10 protein-coding genes and 1 pseudogene are annotated in these 10,362 nt (G+C 68.6%); 5 read left to right on the top strand and 6 right to left on the bottom strand.

Annotated features, from left to right (window positions below):
- Positions 1-2,381: ATP-dependent chaperone ClpB (gene clpB, locus E8A12_RS07200; protein ID WP_293367239.1), on the top strand; the 2,381-nt coding region annotated here is incomplete at its 5' end.
- A gap of 52 nt (positions 2,382-2,433) precedes the next feature.
- On the opposite strand, the gene E8A12_RS07205 is transcribed toward clpB, so the two are convergent.
- From E8A12_RS07205 to arfB, 6 genes are all read right to left on the bottom strand, one after another.
- On the bottom strand, positions 2,434-2,706 hold the full coding sequence (locus tag E8A12_RS07205) for a hypothetical protein (RefSeq protein WP_293367240.1): 273 nt from the start codon (positions 2,704-2,706) through the stop codon (positions 2,434-2,436).
- Between the two features lie 92 nt (positions 2,707-2,798).
- A complete protein-coding gene (locus tag E8A12_RS07210; RefSeq protein ID WP_293367241.1) occupies positions 2,799-3,344 on the bottom strand; it encodes a hypothetical protein in 546 nt (181 codons plus the stop codon).
- A 56-nt stretch (positions 3,345-3,400) separates the two neighbouring features.
- Positions 3,401-4,537 carry a DUF3667 domain-containing protein gene (locus E8A12_RS07215; protein ID WP_293367242.1) on the bottom strand — a complete coding sequence of 379 codons (1,137 nt, stop codon included), beginning with the start codon at positions 4,535-4,537 and terminating at the stop codon, positions 3,401-3,403.
- Between the two features lie 28 nt (positions 4,538-4,565).
- Positions 4,566-5,432, bottom strand: a complete 867-nt coding sequence (locus tag E8A12_RS07220; protein WP_293367243.1) for a sterol desaturase family protein — start codon at positions 5,430-5,432, stop codon at positions 4,566-4,568.
- Between the two features lie 54 nt (positions 5,433-5,486).
- A complete protein-coding gene (locus E8A12_RS07225) occupies positions 5,487-6,221 on the bottom strand; it encodes a PEPxxWA-CTERM sorting domain-containing protein (protein WP_293367244.1) in 735 nt (244 codons plus the stop codon).
- A gap of 165 nt (positions 6,222-6,386) precedes the next feature.
- Positions 6,387-6,809 (bottom strand): alternative ribosome rescue aminoacyl-tRNA hydrolase ArfB, encoded by a 423-nt coding sequence (gene arfB / locus E8A12_RS07230; protein WP_293367245.1) that lies wholly within the window; start codon positions 6,807-6,809, stop codon positions 6,387-6,389.
- A gap of 89 nt (positions 6,810-6,898) precedes the next feature.
- On the opposite strand from arfB, the gene E8A12_RS07235 reads away from it, so the two are divergent.
- The 4 genes and pseudogenes from E8A12_RS07235 to E8A12_RS07250 form a co-directional block, all read left to right on the top strand.
- Positions 6,899-7,525, top strand: a complete 627-nt coding sequence (locus tag E8A12_RS07235) for a hypothetical protein (protein WP_293367246.1) — start codon at positions 6,899-6,901, stop codon at positions 7,523-7,525.
- 223 nt (positions 7,526-7,748) lie between these two features.
- Positions 7,749-8,261 carry a GNAT family N-acetyltransferase gene (locus E8A12_RS07240; protein ID WP_293367247.1) on the top strand — a complete coding sequence of 171 codons (513 nt, stop codon included), beginning with the start codon at positions 7,749-7,751 and terminating at the stop codon, positions 8,259-8,261.
- A gap of 108 nt (positions 8,262-8,369) precedes the next feature.
- Entirely contained in the window at positions 8,370-9,389 is a 1,020-nt protein-coding gene (gene ilvC / locus E8A12_RS07245; protein WP_293367248.1) for a ketol-acid reductoisomerase, read from the top strand.
- A 203-nt stretch (positions 9,390-9,592) separates the two neighbouring features.
- Positions 9,593-10,362, top strand: a pseudogene (locus E8A12_RS07250) (protease); the annotation flags it as partial.

Consider the following 10,362-nt stretch of genomic DNA (forward strand, 5'->3'; position numbering starts at 1 on the left):
TCTCCAAGCTGCCCAAGGTCGAGGGTGGTACAGGCCAGCTCTATATGAAGCCGGAGGCCGCCCGGGTGTTCGCCGACGCCGAAGCCGGGGCCAAGGCCGCCGGCGACGCCTTCGTCACGACCGAGCGCCTGCTCATCGCCATCGCCAAGGAAGGCGGCGACGCGGCCAAGGCGCTGAAGGGCGCCGGGGCCTCAGCCAAGGCGCTGGAAGACGCCGCTGCCGCGCTGCGCAAGGGCAAGACCGCCGATAGCGCCTCGGCTGAAGAAGGCTACGACGCGCTGAAACGCTACGCCCGCGACCTGACCCAGGCCGCGCGCGACGGCAAGCTCGACCCGGTCATCGGCCGGGACGAGGAAATCCGCCGCACCATCCAGGTGCTGTCGCGGCGCACCAAGAACAACCCCGTGCTGATCGGCGAACCCGGCGTCGGCAAGACCGCCATCGTCGAGGGCTTGGCCCTGCGCATCGTCAACGGCGACGTGCCCGAAAGCCTGAAGGACAAGCAGCTCCTGTCGCTCGACATGGGCTCGCTGATCGCCGGGGCGAAGTATCGCGGCGAGTTCGAGGAGCGGCTGAAGGCCGTGCTGAACGAGGTCACCGCCGCCGAGGGCTCGATCATCCTGTTCATCGACGAGATGCACACCCTGGTGGGCGCGGGGAAGAGCGAGGGAGCCATGGACGCTTCCAACCTGCTCAAGCCCGCGCTGGCCCGCGGCGAGCTGCACTGCGTCGGCGCCACCACCCTCGATGAGTACCGCAAGAACGTCGAGAAGGACGCCGCGCTCGCGCGGCGCTTCCAGCCGGTGTTCGTCTCCGAGCCCACCGTGGAGGACACCATCTCCATCCTGCGCGGCCTGAAGGAGAAGTACGAGCTGCACCACGGGGTGCGGATCAGCGACAGCGCCATCGTCGCCGCGGCGACCCTCTCCAACCGCTACATCGCCGACCGCTTCCTGCCGGACAAGGCCATCGATCTGATGGATGAGGCGGGCAGCCGCGTGCGCATGGCGGTGGACTCGAAGCCCGAGGAACTGGACGAGATCGACCGGCGCGTCGTGCAGCTCAAGATCGAGCGCGAGGCGCTCACCAGGGAGACCGACGCGGCCTCCAGGGCCCGGCTGGAAAAGCTCGAGGACGAGCTCGACGACCTGGAGGGCCAGTCTGCGGAGATGACCGCCAAGTGGCGCTCGGAGAAGGAGAAGGTCTCCTCCGCCGCCCAGGTCCGCGAGGCCCTGGAGCGCCTCCGCGCCGAGCTGGTCAACGCCCAGCGGCGCGGCGACCTGCAGCGCGCCTCGGAGATCGCCTACGGCGAGATCCCGACCCTGGAAAAGCGTCTCGCCGAGGAAGACGCCAAGGCCGACAAGGACGCCGTCTCGCCCGAGGTGGTGGACGCCGAGCAGATCGCCGCGGTGGTCTCCCGCTGGACCGGGGTGCCGGTCGAGAAAATGCTGGAGGGCGAGCGCGAGAAGCTGCTTTCCATGGAGGACGCGCTCCGCGCCCGCGTGGTCGGCCAGGAGGAGGCGCTGCTGGCGGTCTCCGACGCCGTCCGGCGGGCTCGCGCTGGCCTGCAGGACCCCAACCGGCCGATCGGCTCGTTCCTGTTCCTGGGCCCTACTGGCGTCGGCAAGACCGAGCTCACCAAGGCGCTCGCCGAATTCATGTTCTCCGACGAGCATGCCATCACCCGCCTCGACATGAGCGAGTACATGGAGAAGCACTCGGTCAGCCGGATGATCGGGGCGCCTCCCGGCTACGTCGGCTATGACGAGGGCGGGGCGCTGACCGAGGCCGTGCGGCGCCGACCCTATCAGGTGCTGCTGTTCGACGAGGTGGAAAAGGCCCACCCGGACGTCTTCAACGTGCTCTTGCAGGTGCTGGACGACGGGCGGCTCACCGACGGCCAGGGCCGCACGGTGGACTTCCGAAACACGCTCATCGTCATGACCTCCAACATGGGCTCCGAATTCCTGGCCACCCTGGAGGAGGGCGAGGACGTCGAGGTCGCGCGGCCTTCGGTGATGAACGTGGTCCGCAGCCACTTCAGGCCCGAGTTCCTGAACCGGATCGACGAGATCATCCTCTTCAAGCGGCTGGGCCGCGGCGAGATGGACGGCATCGTCAGGATCCAGCTGAAGCGGGTGGAAAAGCTGCTGGCCGACCGGCGGATGTCGATCGCGCTGGACAGCGCGGCCACCCACTGGCTGGCCGAGCGCGGCTACGATCCGGTCTATGGCGCGAGGCCGCTGAAGCGGGTGATCCAGAAGGAACTGGTCGACCCCATCGCCCGGCAGCTGCTGGCCGGCGATCTGGAGGACGGAGCGGTGATCGACGTTTCCGCCGACGCCGACGGCCTGATCATCGGCCGGGCCAAGGTGCACTAGGAAAAGGGCCCCGGCGCGAGCCGGGGCCCTTCGATCACCAGCTCATCGCCAATCAGTCGGCGCAGGACACCCAGCGATGGCCGTCGCGCCACATGTCGCGGCGGGCGTCATAGCCGGGGCGGGTCATGCAGGTGTGCACGTGGCCGTACCATTCGGTCTCATGCCCGTGCCAGCGATGCCAGGCGGCCCGGGGCGGCGGCGGGGCGACGCCCCACGCCGGGTCCCAGTGGCCGTAGCGTTCGACGACGACCGGCTGGGCGGTCGCGACGCCGGCGGCGCCGACCAGGGTCGCGGCCGCAAGGGTCGCAAACAACAGCTTACGCATTGGAAATCTTCCTCGGTTGGTGTCCCGACCGAGGCAAACGCGCATCGCCGACGCGGGTTCTGGCCACGCTTCCAGCGCGCCGGAGCGCGCCTTTAGAGCTCGAAGGCGGTGACCTTGCCGCCGCGGGTGATCACCCGGCGCATCATGGCCAGGCTCGGGCCCGTCTGGCCGGCCACCGGCTTGGCCAGGGTGACCACGTACCAGGCGCCGTCCGGCAGGCCGGCGAAGCTGAAATGGTCGGCGGCGTCGCAGAGCACGCGCTTGACGAAGGGATTGGAGTCCCCCGGAGGGGCCTGGTTCTGACGGCTGCGCACGTCGTCGGCGGCCAGCGCGGCATGCTGATCGGATTCGTAGAGCACCTGCATGCGCTTGCGCGCCCAGGGCGTTTCTGGCGTCAGCACCACCGTCTGTCCGGCGCAGCTGTAGCGGACGGCGCCGGTGTGGACCATGGCGCCGGACAGCGTGTTCTTGCCGGGAACCTGCGACCAGGCGAAGTCCGCGGCGCGGAAGGTGCTGTCGGCGATCGGCGGCGGGGCGGCCATCCGGCCCGGAGGCGGCGGGCCTAGCGACGGCGCGCAGGCGGAGAGCGAGGCCGTCAGGACGGCTGTGGCGGCGAGGATTCGGACGCGATCGACCATGCCGCCGAGCTTATAGGCCAATGCGGCGAAATCGCGCCATAGGCGAGAAAGCGGCGCTAAAGTTGCGCCAGGGCCAGCAGAAAGACGCCGGTCAGGCCGAACGTGAAGGCGAAAAACGCCACCAGGTCGACGACCAGGGTCTTCAGCGCCGCGCCCAGCCGGCTTGAGCCGTAGGCGCCGCGCAGCGTCTGGTAGAGGTTGACCACGCTCCACAACGTCGCGCCAAGGAACCACCAGCTCATCCAGCTTGCGGGCAACATCAGGCCCGCCGCGCTGATCAGGAAGTTGAACGACAGCAGGTTCATCGCCACCAGCAGGTGGTCGTAGAGGAAGACGTCCTTGTGCTTGCGGTAGAGCCCGGCCAGCGTCACGCCGAGCACCGGAAGCAGGACGATCGCCAACCGGTGGCCCCACTCGAAGACGATCGACCAGTAGTAGTCGGGGTTGGCGGTGGCCTTCTTGATCGCGGCCTTCCACCAGCTCTCCTTCGCCCTATGCTTCTGGGCGCCCGGCAGGTCGGTGTCGAGGTCGACGACCGAGACCTGCTGGCCTTGCGCCACCAGGTCGGCCCGTTGCAACGCGCGCTGATAGCGCGCCTGATGCCGGGCGACGCGGGCGGCGTAGCTGGTCTCGACCTTGGCGCGGTTGGCGTCGGAATCCTTCAGGTCGTCCAGTCGGTCCTTGGCGTCCTCGTCCAGATTCTCTTTGAGGTCCTTGGCGGCTTCCGCACGCAATTTCTGCGAGGCCTCGGCGCGGCCCTGCGGCGTCGCCAGCTTGGCCGCCTCGACCTGCTTCCGATGCGCCTCGGCCAGGGTCTCTTCGTGGGCGGCGTGCTCGGCGGCGAAGATGAACAGCAGGAGCGCGACAAGGAAGGTCCGGAACGGCGGCACGTGGCGCACGATCCGGCCTTCGATGTAGTCGCGGGCCAGGCGGCCGGGCCGGAAGAACAGCGCCGGGAAGGTCCGCCAGATCCGCCCGTCGAACTCGAAGAGGCCCTCGACCGCCTCGAACACCAGGTGGCGGATCGAGCGCTTGTGCAGGTCGGCGTCCTGCCCGCAGACGTGGCAGTAGGCGCCCTCCAGCGGCGTGGCGCAGTTGGCGCAGGGCGTGCCGGGCGGCGGGACGTGCTTGCGCTTCGCCCGCAGGAAGCCCGACAGGCCGCCGATCGCGGCGGTCTCAAGCTCAATGCTCACCTGGTCACCCCCTATGGGCGCAAAGGAATCACGCCGCGCGCGGCGTGTCGACCTCGGCGGCCGGCGCGGGCTTGCGGCGCGGCGCGAAGGGCTCGAGCAGCTGGCCGGCCAGGTCGTCCGGCATCGGGGTGGCCGTGCCGTATTCCGCCGGCCAGGCCTTGGGCAGGTAGAAGCTGCCGAACAGGCGGTCGAAGACTGGCAGCATCGCTGCGAAATTGTGATCCTTGTGATCGTCGTAGGTGTGATGCCAGTGGTGGAACGCCGGCGAGGCGATCACCTCCTCCAGCGGCCCCAGCCGCCAGCGCAGATTGGCGTGGATGAAGAAGCTCCACAGCGAGCCCACGAAGAGCACCAGCGCGGGCGCCAGCGTCGGATGCGGACCGACCGGGTTGGCCAGGCCGGTCGCGTAGAGCAGGGCCACGCCGCAGAGGCGCGTGAACACCATGTCGATCGGGTGGGCGCGGGTGTTCACCAGGAAGTTCAGATGGGTCGCGCTGTGGTGGACGGCGTGGAAACGCCAGAGCCAGGGGACCTGGTGGCTCCAGCGGTGGCCCCAGTAGAAGCCAAGCTCGCCCACCACCATGGCCGCGACCATCTTCGCCCACAGGGGAAGCGCCGCCGCCGCGCCCGTCACCGCGGTCGGGAGCAGGCTGTGCGCCGCCCAGGCCAGCGCCGCCGTCGGGGGTCCGAGCAGCACCACCGCGGCGAAGGCGTTGACGAAATACCAGCCTAGATTGGTCGCCCATCCCTTCGCGAACAGCCCGCCCTTGCGCACCGCGAAAACGTATTCCAGCGGCGCGAAGACAGCGATCAGCAGGGCCAGCAGGAGACAGGTCCGAGCGGCCTGCAACAGATAGGCCAGGACATGCTGGTGCGCGGCGAAAAAGCTGCTCATCGGCTTACCCTAACGCGGCCATGCGCCAAGGAAAGGCGCGTGGCGGCGGACGCCTCAGGCCCTGGCGGCGAACCGGCGCGCCCGCAGCCGGGCCAGGGCGCCCAGTCCGCCGAACCCGAAGAGCATCATCGCCCAGGCCGCCGGCTCCGGCACGCCGCCGGTGATCGACACATTGCTGACCAGGGCGAAGGGGGGCACCTGCGGGCTGCCCGTGGCCAGGAAGGAGAGGGTCTCGGAGGTCTGGGTCGCCGTGAACGCGCCGCCGCCCGCCTGCCAACCGATGAAGCCCTGGCTGCCAAGCGTGACGTTGCCGCTGTTCTGCGCGAAGTCGGGGCCGACGTCCGCCTCAAGGCTCTGCGTCGTCGGGCCAGTGAAGCCCAACTGCTGGGCGAAGGCGTATTCATAGGTGAAGGTGTAGGTCTGACCCACCGTCAGGCCGGTGATCGTCTGGGTCAGGGCGCCGATCTGAAAATCATCGTCCAGAGCGACGAAATTCCCGCTGAGCGCGGCCAGGCCGTTCCAGCCGTTGCCGGCGTTGGCCTGGGTCCACAGCGCGACGTTCCCGTACTGGCCGTTCGACCCGACGTTGCCGTCGGCCATAACGAAGTTGTAGGCGTTCTGCGCCACGTTGGTCGACGTCCACCCGGTAGCCTGCGTGAACGCATCCATCTGGCCGAGGCCGTTGGTCAGGCTGGTGAAATCGCCATTGACGACGAACTGGGTGGCGCCGGCGGCGCCGGCCGCGGAGACGACCGCCGCGAAGGCGGCGGCTGCGATGAGCTTCTTCATGGTCCTCGGTCCTAGGAATGAATGAGGCGGGGCTGCCGGACGCTTCACAATGGTTAACGAGACAAACAACCCGCAGGGGAATGGCCGCAATCCAATTCCCCCGTCGCGCGAAGTTTTCGCGGAAGTTTCACGGGCCGTCGCGCTGTCCCGCGGCGGCGGTTCCGGCTAGTCGTCGCGGCCCGGCCGGCCGCGCATGGCCTTGACGCCCGATCGCTTCGACTTGCCCTCCAGCCGCTTGAGCTTGGAGGCGTAGGTGGGACGGGTCTTCTTGCGCGGCTTCGGCCGGTGCGTGGCCTGTTCAATCAGCTCGACCAGGCGCTCGCGCGCATCCTGGCGGTTCATTTCCTGGCTGCGGTGGCTCTGGGCGAAGATCACAATGACCCCCTCCTGGTTCATTCGCTGGCCGGCGATGCGGGAAAGGCGCTCTTTGACCTCGTCCGGCAGGGATGGCGAGGCCATGGCGTCGAAGCGCAGCTCCACCGCCGAGCTGGAGGTGTTGACATGCTGCCCGCCGGGCCCGGAGGCCCGCACGAACTTCTCGCTGAGCTCGTCCTCCTCGATGGACAGGCTGTCGGTGACGCGGATCATGCCCCTGACATGCCACGGTTCGGGCGCTTTCGCGACGTAGCCACGCCGAGGTTTTCCGCCACCGGACCCTAAGGACCCTGGAGTCGATCTTGCCCAAGACCCCGTGCGCCGTCGCTGCGCGCCTGATCGTCGCCGCCCTGCTTCTCGCCGCGGCAGCGGGCGGGCCGGTACGCGCTGAGCCACCTGCCGCTCCGACGCCAGCTCCCGCGCCGCCGACTCCCCAGACGCCCGCCGCCCCGAAGCCGGCCCCGATCATTCTGGTCGACACCTATCTGGCCCTGCGCGAGGTGGCCTTCTCCACCCACAGCGAGGATGTGGAGGTCCAGGCCAAGCCCGGCGTGGAGCAGGCCTATGGGGTGATCGTCGAGTTCTGGGAGAAAGATCAGATCGTCACGGTGACCGCCTTCGCCTCCGGGGACTCCAGCCTCTATTTCTCGAAGGGCGGCGGCATGATCGGCGGTCGGCGTGAGCCGCTGGTCTCCTCGGCGGCGGGGTCGCTCGTGGCGGACGCGCAGGTCCGGCTTGCCGATGTCCCGCTGGTGAAACCCTATCCGACGCCCGATCCGGGAGCGGTGAGGGTCTATGTGCTGACCACGGTGGGGCTGCGCGGCGCCCAGGCGACGCAGATTGACATCGTCGCCGCCGACGAAAAGCTCAATCCGCTCTACGCCGGCGCCCAGAGGATCGTCAGCGAGTTCCGCGCCGCGCGCCCTTAGGTCTTGACCCAGCTTTGCCAAGCGCCGCCGAAAACGCTATGGGTCCGTCATGCGCTCGATGTTTATCGCCCTCGTACTTACTCGGACCGCCTCCGGCGGGCCGGTGAGGGACGTTGTGCGCTAGAGAACCTCGAGCAAACACCGATCGCCACATCAGCCCCGCCGGGATCCGGACGGGGCTTTTTCTTGCTCTCCGTCCGTCCCCGTCCACGGAGACGAGACCATGCCCGAGCCGCCGATACGAAAAGCCGACATCCTGATCCGGGCCCTGGAGCCGGGGGACATCCCCGAGCTGACCGAGGCCTGGAACCAGCCCAACGCTTACGCCGGCACCTTGCAGCTGCCCTACACCTCGGTGGATGCGCGCCAGAAGCGCACCGCCAGCACGCCCGCGACGCTCACCCGCCTGGTCGCGGTGATCGAGGGCAAGGTGATCGGCTGCCTGGGCCTGGAGCGGTTCGAGAACCGCCGCAGCCATGCCGGCCAGTTCGGCATGGCCGTCCACGACGCCTACGCCGGCCGCGGCGCGGGCTCGGCGCTGCTGGCCGCCGCCCTCGACTTGGCCGACAACTGGTTCAACCTCAGGCGCCTGGAGCTGAGCGTCTACGCCGACAACGTCCGCGCCATCGGCCTCTACGAGCGCTTCGGCTTCGAACGCGAAGGCCTGTTGCGCGCCTATGCCTGGCGGGGCGGCGCCTTCGTCGATGCGCTAACCATGGCGAGACTGCGCCTGTGAGCCACCTGCGTCCCTTGACCTTTGAGCAAAAAACCGCTGGAAAGCGCCCGCTTTCCCGCACCTCCGTTGCGTCTGAGCGCAACTTCTTGACCACCCAGGAGAACAATCATGCGCGTCTACTATGACCGCGACGCCGACCTTTCCCGTATCCTGGACAAGAAGATCGCCATCGTAGGCTATGGCTCCCAGGGTCGCGCCCACGCGCTGAACCTGAAGGACTCCGGCGTGAAGAACGTCGCCGTCGCGCTCAAGCCCGGCTCGGCCACCGCAAAGAAGGTGGAAGCCGACGGCCTGAAGGTGATGAGCGTCGCCGACGCCGCCAAGTGGGCCGACATGCTGATGGTGCTGGCCCCCGACGAGCTGCAACGGGCGATCTACAACGCCGAGATCGCGCCCAACATCCGCGACGGCGCGGCGCTGCTGTTCGCCCACGGCCTGAACGTCCATTTCAACCTGATCGAGCCGGCCGCCGGCATCGACGTGCTGATGGTGGCGCCCAAGGGCCCCGGCCACACGGTGCGTGGCGAGTACCAGAAGGGCGGCGGCGTTCCCTGCCTGATCGCCGTCCACCAGGACGCCACCGGCGGCGCGATGGACTTAGGCCTCGCCTATGCCTCGGCGATCGGCGGCGGCCGCTCGGGCGTCATCGAGACCAACTTCCGCGAGGAATGCGAGACGGATCTTTTCGGAGAGCAAGCGGTGCTCTGCGGCGGCCTCGTCGAGCTGATCCGCGCCGGCTTCGAGACCCTGGTGGAAGCCGGCTACGCGCCGGAGATGGCCTATTTCGAATGCCTGCACGAGGTGAAGCTGATCGTCGACCTGATCTACGAGGGCGGCATCGCCAACATGAACTACTCGATCTCCAACACCGCCGAGTACGGGGAATATGTGACCGGCCCGCGCATCGTCACCGCCGAGACCAAGGCCGAGATGAAGCGCGTGCTGGAGGACATCCAGTCCGGTCGCTTTGTGCGCGATTTCATGCAGGAGAACGCGGTCGGGGCCCCCAGCTTCAAGGCCACACGCCGCCGCGGCGCCGAGCACCAGATCGAGGAAGTCGGCCAGCGCCTGCGCGCCATGATGCCCTGGATCACCAAGAACGCCCTGGTGGACACAGCGCGGAACTAGCGTTCCTCCCCTTCGGGGGAGGTGGCCCGGAGGGCTGGAGGGGCTTCCGCTCAGACGCTGAAGCCCCTCGCCGGCGCCGGCCTCGGGGGAAGCCCTCTCAGTCGCTACGCGACAGCTCCCGGCGGGGGAGCAGCTGCGAACCCGATTGCCAAAACCCCAGGCCGGGCGGCAAGCTTTGCGCTCGCTTTCCGGGGGGATCGTCCGTGCGCTTCATATCCATTCTCGCGCTGGCTGCGGCCGGCGTTCTCGGCCAGACAGCCGCCGCGCAGGCCCAGGCTGCGCCGCACATCCTGCAGCAGCCGGCGATCAGCCGTGAGCTGATCGCCTTCAGCTACGCCGGCGACATCTGGACCGTGCCGCGCGCCGGCGGCCGCGCCACGCGGATCACCACCGGCGTCGGCGTCGAGAACGCGCCGATCTTCTCGCCCGATGGCCAGACGCTGGCCTTCACCGGCGAGTACGACGGCAACACCGACGTCTTCACGGTGCCGGCGACCGGCGGCGTACCGCATCGGGTGACCTACCATCCGGCGGCAGATGTGGCGGTGGGCTGGTCGGCCGATGGCAAGAAGGTGCTGTTCCGCTCCAACCGCAGCGCCGCCAGCCGCTACACCCAGATCTTCGAGGTGTCGCCGCAGGGCGGCATGGCCACGCCGCTGCCGCTGCCCATGGCCTATGCGGGCGCCCTGTCGCCGGACGGAAAAGCCATCGCCTACAACCCGCTACAGCCGGCCTTCACCTTCGACTTCACCAGCTACGTTTCCTGGGGCAACTACCGCGGCGGCCGGGCGAGCACGATCAAGATCACCACGCTCTCGGGGCTCGACACCGTCGAGGTCCCGCACGAGGCGGCCGCCGACATCTCCCCGGTCTGGGCGCGCGGCAAGCTCTACTTCCTGTCCGGCCGCGGCGGGCCGATGTCGGTCTATGTCTACGACCCGGCCAGCATGGCCGTGACCCTGGTCTACAGGAA

This window comes from Phenylobacterium sp. (assembly GCF_004799395.1).
Lineage (GTDB): Bacteria > Pseudomonadota > Alphaproteobacteria > Caulobacterales > Caulobacteraceae > Phenylobacterium.

Excerpts from the sequence above, each read along its gene's own strand:
- E8A12_RS07210 (WP_293367241.1), bottom strand. The coding sequence starts at position 3,344 with ATGGTCGATCGCGTCCGAATCCTCGCCGCCACAGCCGTCCTGACGGCC.
- E8A12_RS07205 (WP_293367240.1), bottom strand. The coding sequence starts at position 2,706 with ATGCGTAAGCTGTTGTTTGCGACCCTTGCGGCCGCGACCCTGGTCGGC.
- E8A12_RS07240 (WP_293367247.1), top strand. The coding sequence starts at position 7,749 with ATGCCCGAGCCGCCGATACGAAAAGCCGACATCCTGATCCGGGCCCTG.
- E8A12_RS07220 (WP_293367243.1), bottom strand. The coding sequence starts at position 5,432 with ATGAGCAGCTTTTTCGCCGCGCACCAGCATGTCCTGGCCTATCTGTTG.
- arfB (WP_293367245.1), bottom strand. The coding sequence starts at position 6,809 with ATGATCCGCGTCACCGACAGCCTGTCCATCGAGGAGGACGAGCTCAGC.
- E8A12_RS07225 (WP_293367244.1), bottom strand. The coding sequence starts at position 6,221 with ATGAAGAAGCTCATCGCAGCCGCCGCCTTCGCGGCGGTCGTCTCCGCG.
- ilvC (WP_293367248.1), top strand. The coding sequence starts at position 8,370 with ATGCGCGTCTACTATGACCGCGACGCCGACCTTTCCCGTATCCTGGAC.